This is a genomic window from uncultured Alistipes sp. (assembly GCF_902388705.1).
Taxonomy (GTDB): domain Bacteria; phylum Bacteroidota; class Bacteroidia; order Bacteroidales; family Rikenellaceae; genus Alistipes.
In genome coordinates, this window is sequence record NZ_CABMQJ010000013.1 from 14225 (window position 1) to 32003 (window position 17779).

Consider the following 17779-nt stretch of genomic DNA (forward strand, 5'->3'; position numbering starts at 1 on the left):
CGGTTTGAGGTTTACACAAATTTAGCAAACAGCCCCGGGGAAAGGGATGCATCGCGGACAAAAAAAGTATCCTGATTCGCACAAGGTAAATCACGGCCCCTTTTATGCCAATCAGGATACTTTTCCGCTCCCGGTGCAAACTACTGCTTCGTACGGTATTCCTTGGGTTTGAGCCCGTATTTCTTCTGGAATTCGCGGTAGAAATAAGACTTGTTCGAAATCCCCACGCGGTACATGATCTCCTGAATGGTGAGGTGGGTGGTCGTCAGCAGGCGGGCCGCATACTCGAAACGGTACTCCTTGATGAATTCGCTCGGCGTGCGTCCCGAAATCTTCTTGAACTTCCGGTAGAAATTGCGGGCCGTCAGCCCGAGGCGTTCGGCAATCAGCTCCATGCGCAGGTTCTCGCTCTCGATATGCTCCTGTATGGCGTCCACGACAGCGTCCATGAAGAGTTTGTCGGTCTGGTGCATCTTCTGCCCCTCGACGACCGTATAGACGCTCTCGGGCGTATTGTAATAATCCTTCAGCATCCGGCGGCTGGCTATCAGCCGTTCGACCGTGGCGCAGAGCACCGGCACGGAGAACGGTTTGGTCAGGTAGGCGTCGGCCCCCGACACCAGCCCCTCGACCTGCTCGTTCTCGGTAATCTTCGCCGAAACGACGACGATTGGGATACCGCGCAGGAATTTATCGCTGCGCACGGCATTCACCAGCTCCAGCCCGCTCGCGCCCGCCATGACGATGTCGGTGATAATCAGGTCGGGCGTCATCTCGCTCAGGCGTGTGAGCGCCTCGGCCACATCGTGGCACGTGCTGACGCGGAACTGCCCGGAAAGCGCCGATTCGATCAGCCACACGATGTCCTTGTTGTCGTCCACGACCAGCACGAAGGGCTTTTCACCTCCGCGCGGCGGGACCGGAGCGGCACCGGCCGGCTTCTGCACCGCCTCCCCACCGGCATCCCCGTCCGTCAGCTCCCGATACGGCAGGCGCACCGTGAATTCGGCATACCGGCCGACCTCGCTGTCCACCGAAATCTCCCCGCCGAGCGCCTGCACCAGCCCGCGGCAGATGAAGAGCCCCAGCCCGTTGCGCGACGTGGAGTCGGTGTACATATTGCGATCCATGCTGTCCAGGATACGGTAACGGTCGAAGACATGCGCCAGCTGCTCGGGGGCTATTCCCCGCCCCGTGTTCCGGACTTTCAGCACCAGCCCGTCCCCGGCTGTCGCCGCCGAAATGCGGATACATCCCCGCTGGGGCGTGTATTTCATCGCATTGGACACGAGGTTGAAGATTACTTTCTTCAGGAATGCATCATCGGTGTTCCACACCAGTTCCGGCGGCACCTCCGACAGCAGTTCGATGCCGTTGCGCTCCGCGGCGTCGGCGAACGAGCGCACCTGCACGCAGAGCATCGCGGCGACATCGACGCTGTGGATGCGGACGCGGCCGAATCCCTCCTCCTCGATTTTCCGGAAATCCAGTATCTCCTGAATCAGGTCGTTGAGACCCTTGACGTTCTCGTGCATCACATCCGTATACTTGTGCAGCTGCGGATTCTCCGCGCCCAGCTGCGCGATTCGCTCGTTCATGCCGTTGATAAGCGTCAGCGGCGTACAGAGCTCATGCGAAATGTTGACGAAGAAATTGAGCCGCGCCTCATAGATTTTTTCGCGCTGCTCCTCCTCCAGCCGGGCCACGACGCGCTGCTGCTGCCTGCGGTAATGCCTGCGCAGCAAGGCGGCAAACAGCCACACGAGCCCCGCCGCGAGCAGGATATAGCACATGAGGGCCGCCGTCGTGCGGTACCACGGCGGCAGCACCGTCAGGGGCAGCGTGTAGATTTGCGTGGCGCGGTCCATGACGTTGCTCTTATAGCGCACGTGCAGCAGGTAGCTGCCCGCGGGAATATTCATAAAGGCGACGCGGTTGTTTTTCTGCAATTCCACCCACTCGTCAGAATAGCCCTCCAGCATGTAGGAATACTCGTAGTTGTCGCCGTTCAGGTAGTCGACAGCCACGAAAGAGACGGCGAAGCCGGTCGTACGGGGCGCAATACGCACCGGGGGAGGGTCGCCGTGTCCGTCGCCCGTATAGTCCGACAGAGGCACGAGCGTCCCGTCCGGAAGTTCGAGATCCATGAAGCGCAGCCGGGGTTTGTAGTCGGCGGGGGCCTCGGCCATGGGGTCTATCCACACCACGCCGTTCACGCCGCCGAAGAAAAGCCGGTCGGTATAGGGACATTTCCAGTAAGCGTCGTCGCAGAACTCGATGACGCGCAAATCGGAAGAGGAGTAGTTGTGGAAAAAGTCGTGGCCGGGGCTGTACTGCGCGAGGCCCTTGTTCGTGCTCAACCAGATGCAGCCGTGCGCATCCTCCAGCACGCCGTGTATCATGTCATTGACGATGCCGTTGCGGCGGTTGAACTGCCGGATATCGCCCTCGGGCGTGAGCAGTATCAGCCCCGAGCTGGCACCGCAGTAGAGCCCCGACTCGCGGCTCTTGCACAGGCAGAGCAAATCGCCCAGCGCCCGGCTTTGCAGGCGATGCATATCGACAAACACGTACTTCTTGGTCCGCATGTCGAAGCGTATCAGCCCGTAACCGCCGCGCATGCCCAACAGCAGCGTCGAGTCGCTTTCGCGTATCAGGGCATAGAACTCGTTGCAGTCGCGGCGCCCCAGCCGGAACCGGTAACGGCGCATTGCCGTCACGACGGGCCTGTCGCCCTTTCCGATTGTCAGTTCGACCAGCGCATCCGTATCGCAGGCGAGGTAGAGTGTCGAGTCGTTCACCTCGCACATCTGGTGGACGCCGCGTATCTCCGGCATCCCCGGCTGCAGGGGCAGCGTCCGCATCCGGTCGTCCCCGTACGAATAATAGGTAAGCCCCGGGCCCGAGGTTCCGAGCCATACGACATTCCGGGCAGGGCTGCTGCAGAAGCTGAAAACCTCGTTGCTCGTAAGCCCCTTGCCGCGGTCGAACCGGGTCAGGCGGTCGACGGGAATATTCCCGCCGGCATAACTTTCATAATCGCGGATGCGGATTACGCCGTCGCCCTTGGTGCCTATCCACAGGTTTCCCCTGTCGTCGGTATGGATGGCCCGCACGGGTTTGAGCACCTTTTGCGGCATGTCCTCCATGAGCAGCGTCGTGAACAACTCCTCCTTGTCGCAGTACATGTAGACCCCGTAGCCGTCGGTTCCGACCCAGAGGATATCCTGGTTGCAATCGGCCCACAGGCAGAAAACGCGGTAGTCCGAGGCAATCAGCTCGCAGCGGCCTCCTTTCTCGGGAACACGGCCCAGGGCCCCGGCCAGGAAGCCCACGTAAACCTCGTCCCCGAACGAACAGACCGTCGACACGGTAAAGCCCGTTTCGCCCAGCTGCGAAAGGTCGGAGAGCTGCACCAGCGATTCGTCCTTGCACGTATACCGCCACAGCCCGCCCGAAGTGTCGACGAAATGAAGCCTGCCGCCATTGAAGAACGCCTTGCGCACCGGACGTGCGGAGAGCTGGCGCCCGGATACCCGTACGAGGCTTTTCCCTTCGCCGTCGTTGAGCCGGTAACGCACCAGCTCCCCGTCCCGCCCCAGGGAGCAGAACTCCCGGGGCGCCTCCGACCAGACGGCGACAATATCCGCAGCGCGGACGCCCGGAATATACACGTCCTCGAAAAAGGCGCGCCCCGGGCGGTAGCAGGTGATAAAATCCTCCCCCGAGAAAAGCACGGTGTTTCCCTCGCTGTCCGAAGCGATGTTCTCCACGTCGACATACTGCATATAGCTCTCGACGACGCGCCGCTCGCGCAGGGAAAATTTATTGATGCCCAGCGAAGTGGCCACCCACAGGTAGCCCTTTTCGGCCGGGACTATCTCCAGCACGATATTGCTGCACAGCGAAAACTCGTTGTCCAGCTCCATGCGGAAAACAAAGGTATTCTTGCCGTTGTAGAGGTGCAGTCCGTCGTAGGTTCCGATCCACATATTGGCATCCTCGTCCTGGTACATCGCCAGTACGGCGTTGTTCGCCAGCTGCACGTCCGCCTTGACCAGCGACCGCGCCGAAAGGCCTGCCGCCAGCGCCAGAGCGGGCAGCAGCAACAGCAGCCGGCGGCAAACCGGCAGCCATGAGGTATGCGAAAAACGGGAAAACATGAGTTAAAGGTAACAAGTTTTCCGGAAATCCGGAAACCCGCCTCTCTTTTTTTAGCATCCGGAAGCCCGCAGCCCGCATATCGCGTACCGTATTACCGCATACTGCATTACCTTATATGGCATTACCTTATACGGCACGGGCGCCGCTCCCCATCGGGATGCAGCGCCCGGCATACAGGGCACACCAGCACTGTCCGCGAAGGACAGCGCCCGGCCTACTCGATTACGGCGGCCCAGCCGCCGTTGCGCACCATGTCGATGCGCACGACGGTCGAAGCATCGACCCTGCGCACCTGTTTCTTGTAGTCCGTAGCCTGCAAATCGGCGTTCACGCCGTCTTCGAACGAAGTCATCGTACGGCTGCGGCCCGCGGGCAGGAAATCGAGGGCGATTTCCATCGAACAGGGACGGTCGTTGGTGATACCGCCGACATACCATTTTTCGCCCTTGCGGCGCGCCACGACGATTTGTTCGCCGCACACGGCGTGCAGCACGCGCAGCTCGTCCCACGTCGTGGGCACCGATGCGAGGAACTCCGTGCAGGGATGCTCGCGGTAATAGAGCACCGGATTGTCGGAGAGCATCTGCAACGGGCTTTCGAACACCACGTAGAGCGCCATCTGGTAGGCGCGCGTGCCCGATCCCATCGGGTTCGAACCCGTCGAGCGGTTATCCTCGGGCTGCGCCGAAAACATCGAGCCGGGGGTGAAATCCATCGGGCCGACGGCGTTGCGGATAAAGGGCAGGTAGTTGCTGTTGTCGGGCTTGCAGCGGCCGCCCTGCTCCATGCCGAGCACCGCCTCGTAAGTCAGCAGGTTCGGATAGGTGCGGTACAACCCCTTGGGGGTGTAGGAGCCGTGCCAGTCGATGAAAATACGGTGTTCGGCGGCACACCGGGTCACCCGTTCGTAGTAGTCGACCATCCACTGGTCGCTGCGGTCCATGAAGTCGATTTTCACGCCGGGAATCCCCCACTGCTCGAGCGTCGCGAAAAGGCGCTCCATATCCTTCTCGACCGACAGCCACGTCAGCCACAGCACAATCTGCACGTTGCGCTCCCGGCCGTAGGCTATCAGCTCCTGCAAATCGAGATTCTCATTGGGGCGGAAAACATCGGTCGTCGAGGCCGACCAGCCTTCGTCCATGATAATATAGGGAATGCCGTACCGGGCGGCGAAATCGATGTAATAGCGGTACGACTCGGTATTGCGTCCGGCACGGAAGTCTACGCCCGTCAGGCGCATGCCGTTCCACCAGTCCCAGCTCACCAATCCGGGTTTCACCCAATCCCAGTCGGCATCGGCCGCAGGCTCGGCCAGCAGCCACACCAGTTCATTCTCGATGAGATCGGCATCCTCGTCGGCCACAACGGCCAGGCGCCACGGAAACGTGCGCGTACCATTCGTACGGGCGATATAAGGCGCTTCGGATACGATTTTCAGGCTGCGGTCGCCGTCGGGGGCATACGCCTCCGGCACGCGCGGAAAGAGGGACTCGAAGCCGCCCTTGCCGTCGCCCCTGACGAACATGCAGGGATAGTCGCGCACATCGGATTCGGCCACCAGGAGCTTGCGCCCGCCGGGCGTCGCGATTAGCACGGGAAGGTAGCTCATCTTGTCGCCCGGCGCGTATCGGGCCATCGCCACGCGGCTATAGGGCACCTCGTACATCGTGCGGAAGCCGTCGACCTCGGAGAGCCACGCCTCGCTGCCCGCCGGGAATCCCAGGCGGCACTGCTCGCCCATGACCTCGACCCGGCCCGGAAGCGACGTTACGAACCGGTAGGCCACGCCGTTGTCGAACACGCGGAACTCCACGGCGTAGTCGCCGGCGAAATTGAGCCGCACGGCGTTGTAGCGGTTGCGCACCGCGGCGTTCTTGGTCGGGTTGCGTCTTTCGAGCAGCTCGTCCGCCGAGGAGCGTTTCACGCTCCGCAGGCGGGGCTCCGCGCCCAGCGTACGGTCGGCGAGCGTCAGCGCCAGCGTGCATCCGTCGAGCACTTTGTCCCCACCGGCCCAAACGTCGTAGGTGATTGTGCCGGCCACGTCGACCGTTAAGCGGAGATTGCCGCCGGGCGACGTCGCCTCGACGGTCTTGGCTGCGGCGGCGCCCGTGGCGGCCAGCACGCAGAACAGGACTGCAAATAGTTTTTTCATAATTACAAATGTAGGAAAATTTGCGTAACGCCACAAAAAAGGGCCGCGATATTTTACCGCGGCCCCTACTGCATCAACCTGTTTATTTAACCTCTATCGAATTAAGCAAATCGACCTTGCCTTCGTTCACCAGCTTGAGTATCAGCTCGCCGAAAAGCGTGTTCTGCCATGCGAACCACGCACGGGTGAAATCCGCAGGGTCGTTCACGTTAAACGATTCGTGCATGAAGCCCGTCCCGGCGTCGGTGGTCATCAGCATCTCGACACAGCGCTTGATTTCAGCGTCGTCCTGCGACGTGAAAGCCTTCATCATGATGCTCATGGGCCATGCCATGTCGTAGCCGATGTGCGGGCCGCCGATGCCCTCGCCCGCCGTGCCGCGGAAGAAGTAGGGATTGGCCTCGCTCCACACGAAGTTGCGGGTATTGCGGTAAATCGGGTCGTTTACGTCCATATCGCCCAGGTAAGGCATCGCCAGCAGGCTCGGCACGTTGGCGTCGTCCATCAGGAAGCGGTTGCCGAAGCCGTCCACCTCGAATGCGTAAATCGTACCGAACTCGGGATGGTTATAGGTCGCATATTTCTTGAGCGCCGTTTCCACCTCGTCGGCCAGCGCCGTACACTCGGCGGCCATTTCGGGTTTGCCGTTCACTTTGGTCAGGATTTCGGCGGCCTTGCGCAGCGAAGTCACGGCGAAGAAGTTCGAGGGCACGAGGAACAGGAACGTCGTGGCGTCGTCCGAGGGACGGAACACCGAAGCAATCAGGCCGACCGGATTCACCGGATTGCCCTTACCCATGTTGCAGACCGTGTCGAGCTGGCGGTCGGTAACGCGCATGAACGTATAGGGGCCCACGCCCTCCTTGCGCTGCTGCTCGCGGAAAGTCTTCAGGATGTTCCGGATGGCGGCGAGCCAGTGTTCGTCGAACACCGAGTCGTCGCCCGTGGTCAGCCAGTATTCATAGGCCAGGCGCAGCGGGTAGCAGAGCGAGTCGATTTCCCATTTGCGCTCGTGCAGTTCGGGGCGCATCTGGGTCTGGTCGCCCATCCACTGGTGGTCGGGATTCGGATCGTAGGGATCGAGGAAGGCATTGGCGTAGGGATCGAGCTCGATGCATTTGAACTGGCGGCGGATAACGCCCGCCAGCATCTTGCGCAGGTGCTCGTCCTTGTTGGCCAGCTGGAGGTAGGGCCACACCTGCGCCCCCGAGTCACGGAGCCACATGGCGTGGATATCGCCCGTGTAGACCACCGTGTCGTCCTTGCCGTTGTCGTCCTGGCGGTAGCGCACCGTCGTGTCGAGCGTGTTGGGGAAACAGTTCTCGAACATCCAGGCCAGTTTGGCATTGGTCAGCACCTGCTTCACGCGGGCGATTTCGGCCTCGACGGCCTGTGATTTGAACAGCCGCTTGGCTTCTGCCGGACGGTTGGTCGGGGCATACTGTTTTACGGGCTTGGCTTTCGGTTTGGCCATGCGCGTGTTGTCCATAATCAGGGGGGCCGCTTCCACGCTGCCTGCAGGCAGGGCCGAAGCATGCACGGAAACGGTGCCGGCTACGAACAGGGCAGCAACCAGGCAGGCCCGGGAGATGTTTTTGTTTTTCATAGTCATTTATTAATGTTGCAAATTTAAGGATTATTCGAATAATATCGGGCTTTGGGTTCAATAAATCGTAACGGGACCGCGAAGACCCAGCTCCTTGTTGAGCCGCTGCGCCCACTCCCAGCGTGCGGCCGTGGGGGTATCGGCGGCGCGGGCCTTGGCGTAGTTGGTCAGCACCGTCGTCACGCGGATGGTAATGCGGTTCTCCCCCTTGCGGAGCATGCCGCCCACATCGAACGTACGGGCGCCGTACCAGCGGACGCCGGCCGATTCGCCGTTGACGAAGAGCTCCGTCAGGCCGTTGTGCGTCAGCCCGGCATCGAGCGTATGGAACGCCGCAGGGTCTTCGATTTCCACCGTCCTGCTGTATTCGATCTCCCCGGCAAAGCTTTGCAGCCAGGGGAACGGCAGGCTGTGCAGGTCGACCAGGTCGGTCAGCCGGAACTCCTTCACGCTCTTGTCCACATGGTGCGTGGCCTTGACGTCCCAGATGCCCGTCAGCGCCACGGGATTCGCATTGCGGGGCGCCGGCGCCGGAAGCATCGCGCCGCTGCAGTCTTTCTCGAAGACGATGAATTTGGCCTCGGCGGGCGTCAGGCACAGCTCGATTGCGCCGTTCTGCACCCCGAGCATATGGCGTTCGCCCGTTTCGGCATTCCACAGCCATGCCTGCTTGGCGGCGACGGCGGCCGGGAACTCGACCCGGGTCTGAATCGTGCGCTCGATCGACGAGTTGACCAAGAAATAAATATCCTTGCCGCCCGACTTGTAATAGTTCATCGACAGGAAACGGTCGGGAGCGGAAATCTTCGCATAGGGCGTCAGGCCATACTCGGCCTGCAAGCCGCGGTACCAGCCGAGGATGTCGCCCGCGGGAGCGTCGACGCGGATGAAGCGGTCGGGATGCGCGGCAACCGTGCGGTCGATAATCGCCTTGACACGGGCGTCCTTCGCATCGGCGTCCTTGAATCCGAGCCCCTTGCAGGGCACCTTGCCGATGGCGATGACGCGGCCCCCGGCAGCCACGAAGGAGGCGATGCGCTCGGCGGTTTCGGGTTCGAGGCTCTCGACCTCCATCAGCAGCAGCGTGTTATAGCTGCGCGCGCCGAAGCGGATGCAGCCCTTGCCCACGGACGACTGGCGGATGATGTTCTCGCTGACGTAATCGCAGCCGTTGCCGCTCTGCATGACGGCCTCCCAGAGGTCGTTGGCATAGGCGGGATGCGTCACGCCGGGATAGGGGTCGCGCTGCATGCCGTGGATCGACCAAAGGTCTTCGAGAGGCGGCAGGATGGCGATATCGGCCTGGTAAACGCTGTTTTGCAGCAGCGCCGACACGCGCGCCTTGTAGTCCGTCCACGAACGCACGTAGGGCCACCACGTGTTGTTCTCGTTGAAATAGGTGCCGAACTGTATCCACCCGAAAAAGTCTTTCTGGCGAGGGCTGTAATTGAAGCCGTGGAGCACCGAATGGTTCACGCCCGACAGGTTGCTGCGGTCGCCCGTCACTTTCACCTCCTCGAGCGTCGTCTGGAAGATGTTGCCCACGTTGGTCTGCTCCTCGCAGCTCACGACAGGACGGCCTGCGAGCAGCGCGCCCGACGAAACGAACTTGTTGACCATGCTGTATCCGCGGCCCGAGAGGTACTCGTTGGGATTCATCACCCGGCCGATGCCGTCGTGTATCCACGACTCGCACTCGGGAATGTCGATATACATCGACGCCTCGATGGGATGGAGCTGGTGCCCGTAGGCCTGGATACGCGATTTCAGCCCGTTGCGGTGACACCAGGCGTTATATACGTCGATGAAGTTCTCCTTGAACAGCTGCATCTGCACATGCCAGAAGTCGTGGCGCACGCGCTCGACGACCTCGCGCGTCACCTTCACCGAGAAGTTGCTGCCGTAGGCCTCGCGGACGGGTTCGCCCATGGCCCCGGTTTTTTGGAAAACGTAAGGCAGGTAGGGGTCGAGCGAGTAGCCCATGCGTCTCTCGAACTCGGCGAACATGCCAGGCGTCCAGTTGTCGCCCTCCAGTTCGAAGCTGTCGCAGAACGCCGCGCGGATCTCGCCCTTGAGCTTTCCCCGGGTGAAATGCATCGCATCGGAAAATTTATCGAGGTAGCGCCCCACGGCCTTGCCGTCGAGATGGTTCACCACGGGGCCGCTGGCTCCCGGAGCACCCAGAATCACGCGCGAATAGCCCGACAGCTTCACAAAGAAGTAGAGCACGTGCTCGCCCTGCGGTACGTCGACGGTAATCTGCCCATTGCCGGCCTGGCCGTCGTACGACACGCCTGGGGTGAACTCCTCGACGTTCTTGGGCATCAGGCGGATGAACATCAGCTCCTTGTCCGGGTTGCTGCGCGGATTGGCGATACGGGCGTCCGCCATGCGGAGCACCTCGTCGCGGGAGATGGTGAATTTACCCTCCCCGACGTCGATTGTCACGGGAAAGAGCATCTGCACCTGTTCGTCGGGGCCGAGGTATTCGGCTCCGAAAGGCCAGCCCGAGCCGACGATGATGTCGCAGGTCATGCCCCGCTCGCGGCAGCCATCGGCCGCCACGTTGACCATATGTATCCATTCGTCGCTCAACCACGTCAGTGCCGCGCAGCCCACCGTGTCGGCGGTCTGGTCGGGGAACTGGATGGTATTGATCTCCACGCCCCCGATGCCGGCCTCGCGCATCAAATCCAGTTCGCGCAGGATTTCCCGCTCGTCGACGCGGCTGCCGTTCCACCACCAGCGTACGTAGGGACGGTGGCGTTCATCGGGATTCTTGAACACGTTGTAAAGCTCTTTTTCCGGACGGGGAGTCTTGACCACCGGCAGTTTCCCGGCATGGGCAAGTCCCGTTCCGAATGCCGCGAGCAGCAGGGCCAGCAGGAATTTCAGTTTCATCGGTTACGTTGTTTTTGTTATCGGTTTTGTTTGGGTTTCAGGGTGCCCATGCGGGCGTACATTACGGCCATTCAGGCCTGCGTCGTAGAAACGTTCCGAAGCAGCCTCGACATAGGCCGCACAGGCCGCGGGCATGCGCGTCGTATCAAGGTATTCGGCCAATCCCGGGAGCGCCCTTCCCTCCAGCACACTGCGATACGAGGAGTCGGCCCCGAGCATCGCCGTCACCGCCGGCAGCGTCCCGGAAAAGGGCCACAGGTAAGAGCAGGCATTCGGGCACGCCCGGTCGCCGGACAGCACATACCCCGCCTGACACTCCGCATCGAAAGGATGGTTTTCGCGCAGCAGGCAGCTGCCCCCGACCCCGTACCGCTTGTAAATGGAACCGAGCGTCGCTTTCGCCCGCCCGAGATTGCCCGACGGAAACGGCACGCCCTTCCCGCCGCAGGCGGCAAAGGTTATGGCAAGGAGTCGCTTCATCGGTTCGGGCTGTTCGCAGGGCCGTATGCGCCGGAGGTCCGGCGGCGGCAGGTTTTTATTTCGGCTCCAGCTCCACGCCGGCCATACGGCCGTACATCTCGGCCATCGCGCCCTGCGTCAGCAACCACTTCTCGGCCTGTTTTTCCGCACCCGTGAAATCGGTTTCGAAAAGGCCGTGTTCGTCGCGCGCATGCTCCCAGGCATAATCCAGACTGCGCTGCACGGCGTCGACATACGCGGGGTTACCGTCGATTGCGTACAATTCGACCAGGCCGCGCACCATCACCGCCGAGAACCAGACGTTCCCCTTGCGGATGATGCGGAACGCCTCGCCGTCCCCGGGTGTGAACTCCTCGAAGAAACGGCCGTAGCAGGCCTCCGCCGTGCGCTGTGCGTCTTTCAGGTAGCTTTCGTCGCCCGTTGCCTTGTACAGCAGGGCACCGGCTTGCACCATCTGGCCGCTGTTGTAGGCGAACTTCGCCCGGCCGATATTGCCGTCGAGCGCCACGTTGTCGAAATAAAGCCCGTCCCCGGTATCGAGCAGGTGCTCCTTCGTCCACCGGTAGAGCGTGCGGGCCTGCTCCAGGTAGTGTTCGTCGCCCGTCGCGGCATAAAGTTTCATGGCGTAAACCGTTCCCGGAGCGTTCGAACAGGTGTTCTTCGAGTGCTTCTGCTGCTCGCACCAGTAAATGCCGCCGCCCAGCACGTCGTCCATGCCGCTCTCGATGAATTTCCAGATCATCTCCGCCTGGGCGAGGTACTTCCGGTCGCCGGTGGCCTCGTAGATGTCGCAGAAATCGATGCCCAGCCAGACATTGTCGTCATAGAAGCGGTCCGAAGCCGGAGCCGTATTTATATAGGAGGCGTAGGCCGCAGGTTCGCGCGTCGTGTCGAGGTATTCGGCCAGTCCGGGCAGCACGCGCCCGTCGAGCACCTTGCGGTACGGAGCGTCGGCCTCGACGATCGTATTCACCGCCGACAGCGTCCCCGAGAAAGGCCACAGGTAGGAGTAGGGATTGGGCTGCGCCTTGTCTTCGGAGGCGAGGTATCCCGCCTTGTACCCGGCATTGAACGGATAGTTTTCGCGCAGCAGACAGCGGTCGGCGACGCCGTAATAGGTGTAAACGGAATCGAGGGTCGCTTTCGCCCGCTCGAGATCCCGGGCCTGGCGCGGCGACAGGCGCTCGCAGGCAACCAGGGCGCACGCGGCGGCCACGATGGTCAGGAGTAGTGTTTTCTTCATTTTTTATCGGTTATTCATTGGGTGTCGGAGTCGTATAACGGGCTTTTTTCGTCCGGAGGGCCTTGTTGATTCCCTCGTTTACCATCGGCTCCATCAGCGTGTAGCCGTAGAGTGTCGGATGGCAGCCGTCGTGCGAGAAGCGCGCGTCCAGCCCGCCTGCGCCGTTGTCGAACGCCGCATGGTAATCCACATAGGGAATCTTGTGTTCGGCGGCATATCGTTTCAGCAGGGCGTTCAGCTCCCGGACAGCGGCTGCGGGCGTCGCCCCGGGCCGCCACGAAAAACGGTCGCACGGCAGCACGGCGCAGAGCACCACGCGAATGCCGTTGTGTTTGGCCAGTTCGCACATCGACACGATGTTGCCGAACGTATTTTCGAGTTTGATCGCCCCGTTGTTCTGTGCGATGTCGTTGATGCCGGCCAGAATCACCACCGCGTCGGGATGCAGGTCGATGACGTCGCGGCGGAAGCGCACCAGCATTTCGCTGGTCGTCTGCCCGCTGATGCCGCGGTCGACGAAACCGTTCTTTTCAAAAAAGGCGGGATCGGCGCCGATCCAGTTATCGGTGATGGAATTGCCCATGAACACCACTTCGACCGGACGACCGGCCAGCTCGGCATTCTGTTTTTCGTAACGTCCGAACTGGGCCCAGTCCCGGGGTTGTTCGGCATGCAGGGCGGCGGCCGCAAAAAGGGCCAGCGACAGGAGTACGATTTTTTTCATCGGATAGTACAGGTTTCAGGTTTTCGCTAACAAAATTAGAAAACGCCGGTGGATCGGCAGTCCGTATCCATGAAGAAATAGTACACATCCGTGCCAAACCGCATAAATTCCGCCTTCAACCGCTTCCGGAGCGAGAAATCGCAGCCCGTAAGTCCTTTTTTTCGGGTCGCAAACGACAAAATATGTCTGTTTTCATGCCGTATTACGGGGTCGGCAGTCTGTTTTTTCATAAAATTTGCATAAATTTGCACAAACAACCTTACTCCGACTAACCGTAACCTTCCATGAAACGGAAAATACATCTCCTCTGGGCGCTCCTGCTGCTCTGCATACCGGCACACGCCAGCAACCTGCGGCAGATTTCCAGCCGCGAAGGCCTCTCCAACAACGCCATTCTCTCCCTGGCGCAGGACAAGCACGGATTCATCTGGATAGGCTCCTGCGACGGCCTGAACATGTGGGACGGGGAGCGCATGCGGCTTTTCCCCAACGACTGGGACGGCAACGCACCGCTCTCGGGCAACCTCATCGAGGAGATTGCCGTAACGACCGACTCGCTGTTCTGGATACGCACCAACTACGGACTCGATTTGTTCGACCCCGACAGCAAGCGGGTCGAGCCCCACACCTGCTTCCAGGGAATGTACAGAATCGTGACACGGAGCAGCGGCGAAGTGATTGTCATCACGCAGGACAACAAGTTCAGCTATTACGACCCCGCCCGCCACGAATTCGCCCCGGTGCAGCCCATGCGGCATGCCGGATACGCCGACATCCTGGAGATGGCGCTCGACGACGACGGCAACCTCTGGTGTTTCTCCCGCAAGGGCATCTTCTGCATGCCCGTGGAAATCCCTTCCGGCGACAGCGGGGAATTCCGTTTCGGCGAAATCCAGCAAATCGCCCTCCCCTCGCAGCCCGAATACGCATTCCGGGAGCAAAACCGCGTCTACTTCATCGACCGTACGCACGTGCTCTACGAATTCGACGTCACCAGCCGGCAGATTATCTATATAAAGGACATGCGCGAAGAGCTGGCGGCCATGGGCAGCGTGTCGGACATCATCAGCGACGATGACGATTACATCGTATCGTTCAGCACCAACGGTGTCGTCCGGCTCAAGACCACGCCCCAGAACAGCGTGAAATACGCCACCGAACACATCAACATCACGTGCGGCGTCATGTCGCTGCTGCGCGACGCCCGGCAGGGAATCGTCTGGATCGGCACCGACGGACAGGGGCTTTACCAACACACGCGCAACGCCGTGGCCTTCCGGTCGATTACCTTCAACGACCTGCCCTACAATCTCTCCAAACCCGTCCGTGCGCTCTACATCGACCACGAACGCAGCCTCTGGATAGGCACCAAGGGCGAAGGAGCGCTGCGCATCCCCAACTACTACCAGCGCAAGACTTTCGATTCGGCGCACGTCGAGCAAATCACGACGGCGAACAGCGCCCTGCTCGACAACTCGGTCTACACGTTCGCCGAAAGCAGCCGCAACCTGCTGTGGATCGGCACCGACGGCGACGGACTGAACTATTACTCCTACCACGACCGGAAAATCCACAAACTGGCCGCACCCGAGGAGCTGCGTTTCATCCACACGCTGCGTGAAACCGCCCCCGACACGCTGTGGGTCGCCTCGGTGGGCTGCGGCGTGTTCCGCATCACGCTCGGGGGCCCGCAGTCGCGTCCCGAAATCCGGGAGTTCAAGCGGCTCCATTTCAACGAAGAGTTGGAGGTCAAGAAATTTTTCTTCGCCCTCTACAAACAGAACGACTCGATTATGTGGTTCGGCAACCGGGGCGGCGGCGCCGTGCGTTACAACTCCCGCACGGGCACGCACCATGTCGTCAAGTTCGACCGCAACCGCAGCGCCATCGTCAACGACATCTTCGCCATCCACCACAGCCGGGACAACAACCTCTGGTTCGGCACCAGCGGCGGCCTGATGCAAATCGGACGCGACACGACACTCGTTCCGGGCATCACCAATACGGTGCACGGCATCCTCGAAGACCGCAAGGGCGACCTGTGGTTGAGCACCAACCGGGGACTAGTGCAGTACACCCCGGCCACAGGCAATGTAGTGACCTACGGTTATTCCTACGGCCTGAATACCATCGAATACAGCGACGGCGCCTACTTCACCGACCCGCGCACGGGACTGCTCTTCTTCGGAGGCATCAACGGCCTGGTCACCATCGAGGAAACCGGATTCGAGGAGCAGGCGTTCAGCCCTCCAGTCCTGTTCCGCGACGTCCGCCTCAACGACGGCATCCACAACATCGGCAACCTGCTCTCCGGCAAGGGCGTGCTGACGCTCCGGCACGGACAGCGCATCTACGAAATCACCGTTTCGGCCCTCGACTACGTCAACGGCAGCAACTACACCTACTTCACGCGGCTGGACGGTTACAGCGACCAGTGGAACAGCACCTCGTCGAAACTCTCGTTCGCCGACCTCCCGGCCGGCACCTACCGCCTCGACGTGCGCTACCGCAACAACATCACCGGCGCGACCAGTCCGGTCTACTCGCTGCCGATACGCCTCAAACCGGCATGGTACGCCACGCTGCTGGCCCGTTTCCTCTACATGCTGCTGGCGCTGGCCGTCATGGGCGGCATCGTCCGCTACTACCTGCTCCGTTACCGCCGGCGCCGCGCCGAGCAGCTCCAGCGGCTCGAAAGCCGCCGCAAAGAGGAGGTATACGAGTCGAAGATGCGTTTCTTCTCGAACATCACGCAGGAGCTGTCGATGCCGCTGACGATGATTTCGGGCCCCTGCCAGCAGATTATCACCTACCGCAAGGCCGACTCCTACGTCCTGCGGTATGCGCAGACCATCCGGCAGAACGTCGCCAAGCTCCACGACCTGATTTATATGCTCCACGAATTCCGCGGCATCGGCTCCACGCAAAACGAGGACAACGAAAACATCGAACTGGTGCCCGTGGCGGAGATTGCGCAGGGCATCGTGGAGACTTTCGGCGACTATTCCGAGCAGAACAGCATCCACCGCCAGCTGGACATCGAGCGCAACCTGGCGTGGCCCAGCGACCGAGAGGGACTTACCACGATTCTCAACACCCTGCTCTCCAATGCATTCAGGCACACGCCCTACAACGGCACCGTGAGCCTGACGATTCGCAACGACAACGGCAGCCTCTTCATCTCGGCCTCCAACGACAGCATCGGCGTCAACCTCGAGGACATCGAGGCTATTTTCGACCGCTACCGCGTACTCGACTATTTCGAGCGCAAGAGCGAGCGGGGACTTTCGTTCCAGGGCGACCTGCGCCTGGCCATCTGCCACAGCATCGTCGTCCGCATGCAGGGTGAAATCACGGTCGAAAGCACACCCAACGCGCAGACCACTTTCACCGTACGCCTGCCCCGCCTGAAAGTCACCGCCGAAACCTCCGCGGCCAGCGACAACATCGTACCGATCGACACGGAGTACGGACTGCCGCTCCCGACCGTGCCCCAGCCCGAATTCACGTTCGACAAGAACCGTCCGACGATGTTCATCGTCAACGACAACTCGGAAATCATGAATTTCGTGGCCGAACTCTTCGCCCCCGACTACAACATCAAGATGCCCGGCAACCTCGGCGAGATGATCGAGCTGCTCAAGCAGATGCACCCGGACATCATCATCTGCGAGGCCCTCTCCGAGAAATCCGACTGCCTGTCGCTCATCAAGTTCATCAAGGAGGGCAAGCTCACCTCGCATATCCCCGTAATCCTGCTCTCGACGGCACAGCAGGTCGACGAACGGATCAAGGGCGTGGAGTCGGGCGCGGACATCTGCCTGACGCTCCCGTTCAACGTCGAATACCTGAAAGCCGTGACCGAACAGCTGCTCAAACGCAACCGCTCGCTCAAGGACTACTACAAATCCACCATCAGCGCCTTCGAACTCTCGGACGGACGCATGCTCCACCAGGACGACAAGGAGTTCATTGACCGGATGCTGAAAATCATCAACGACAACATCTCCAACACGGAGATTTCCACCAAATTCATCGCCGACGAGATGGGTGTGAGCATCCGCAACCTCTACCGCCGCCTGGAGGGGATTCTGAACCAGACTCCCACCAACATCATCAAGGAGTACCGGCTGGCCAAGGCCGAGCAACTGCTCACCACGACCAAGCTCTCCATCGACGAAATCATCTACAAGGCGGGATTCGTCAACCGGGGCACGTTCTTCAAGTGTTTCGCCGCCAAGTACGGCTGTACGCCCAAGGTTTACCGCAAGGAGAAACTCTCTCAGGTGCGGCAGGAGGTCGACGCCCCCTCGGGGGAACAGCCGGAGGAGGCCTGACACCGCATCCCGACAGCTCCGGTTCCAACGACTCCGTCCCTGCCGCAATAGGATGCAGCAGGGACGGATTTTATTCCCCGGCTGCCGCCCGGTCACCCCTGCCCGGGGAAAGCGTCGACCGCACCGGCAAGAGCAGGACGCGCCGGGAAAGAGCAGGACAAACCGGAAA

At 61.0% G+C, this 17779-nt stretch carries 8 protein-coding genes; 1 reads left to right on the plus strand and 7 read right to left on the minus strand.

Annotation, left to right across the window (positions count from 1 at the left end; genetic code table 11):
* Positions 1–140: 140 nt before the first annotated feature.
* The 7 genes from QZT71_RS05720 to QZT71_RS05750 all read right to left on the minus strand — a co-directional run bounded on the left by QZT71_RS05720 (position 141) and on the right by QZT71_RS05750 (position 13273).
* A complete protein-coding gene (locus tag QZT71_RS05720) occupies positions 141–4163 on the minus strand; it encodes a hybrid sensor histidine kinase/response regulator transcription factor (RefSeq protein ID WP_295913717.1) in 4023 nt (1340 codons plus the stop codon).
* 215 nt (positions 4164–4378) lie between these two features.
* Entirely contained in the window at positions 4379–6319 is a 1941-nt protein-coding gene (locus tag QZT71_RS05725) for a glycoside hydrolase family 97 protein (RefSeq protein ID WP_295913720.1), read from the minus strand.
* A gap of 82 nt (positions 6320–6401) precedes the next feature.
* A complete protein-coding gene (locus QZT71_RS05730) occupies positions 6402–7925 on the minus strand; it encodes a glycoside hydrolase family 125 protein (RefSeq protein ID WP_295913723.1) in 1524 nt (507 codons plus the stop codon).
* A 57-nt stretch (positions 7926–7982) separates the two neighbouring features.
* Positions 7983–10826 carry a glycosyl hydrolase gene (locus QZT71_RS05735; RefSeq protein WP_295913725.1) on the minus strand — a complete coding sequence of 948 codons (2844 nt, stop codon included), beginning with the start codon at positions 10824–10826 and terminating at the stop codon, positions 7983–7985.
* Positions 10827–10829: 3 nt separating this feature from the next.
* Positions 10830–11306, minus strand: coding sequence for a hypothetical protein (locus QZT71_RS05740; protein WP_295913728.1), 477 nt, complete (start codon positions 11304–11306; stop codon positions 10830–10832).
* 55 nt (positions 11307–11361) lie between these two features.
* On the minus strand, positions 11362–12549 hold the full coding sequence (locus QZT71_RS05745; RefSeq protein WP_295913730.1) for a glycoside hydrolase family 76 protein: 1188 nt from the start codon (positions 12547–12549) through the stop codon (positions 11362–11364).
* A gap of 10 nt (positions 12550–12559) precedes the next feature.
* A complete protein-coding gene (locus QZT71_RS05750; protein WP_295913733.1) occupies positions 12560–13273 on the minus strand; it encodes a GDSL-type esterase/lipase family protein in 714 nt (237 codons plus the stop codon).
* 284 nt (positions 13274–13557) lie between these two features.
* Here QZT71_RS05750 and QZT71_RS05755 point away from each other — a divergent pair, with 284 nt between their 5' ends.
* Positions 13558–17610: a hybrid sensor histidine kinase/response regulator transcription factor gene (locus tag QZT71_RS05755; RefSeq protein WP_295913736.1), complete on the plus strand. Its 4053-nt coding sequence runs from the start codon at positions 13558–13560 to the stop codon at positions 17608–17610.
* Positions 17611–17779: the final 169 nt, after the last annotated feature.

Coding starts and splice junctions, on each gene's coding strand:
- QZT71_RS05755 (WP_295913736.1), top strand. CDS start 13,558: ATGAAACGGAAAATACATCTCCTCTGGGCGCTCCTGCTGCTCTGCATA.
- QZT71_RS05750 (WP_295913733.1), bottom strand. CDS start 13,273: ATGAAAAAAATCGTACTCCTGTCGCTGGCCCTTTTTGCGGCCGCCGCC.
- QZT71_RS05730 (WP_295913723.1), bottom strand. CDS start 7,925: ATGAAAAACAAAAACATCTCCCGGGCCTGCCTGGTTGCTGCCCTGTTC.
- QZT71_RS05740 (WP_295913728.1), bottom strand. CDS start 11,306: ATGAAGCGACTCCTTGCCATAACCTTTGCCGCCTGCGGCGGGAAGGGC.
- QZT71_RS05720 (WP_295913717.1), bottom strand. CDS start 4,163: ATGTTTTCCCGTTTTTCGCATACCTCATGGCTGCCGGTTTGCCGCCGG.
- QZT71_RS05735 (WP_295913725.1), bottom strand. CDS start 10,826: ATGAAACTGAAATTCCTGCTGGCCCTGCTGCTCGCGGCATTCGGAACG.
- QZT71_RS05745 (WP_295913730.1), bottom strand. CDS start 12,549: ATGAAGAAAACACTACTCCTGACCATCGTGGCCGCCGCGTGCGCCCTG.
- QZT71_RS05725 (WP_295913720.1), bottom strand. CDS start 6,319: ATGAAAAAACTATTTGCAGTCCTGTTCTGCGTGCTGGCCGCCACGGGC.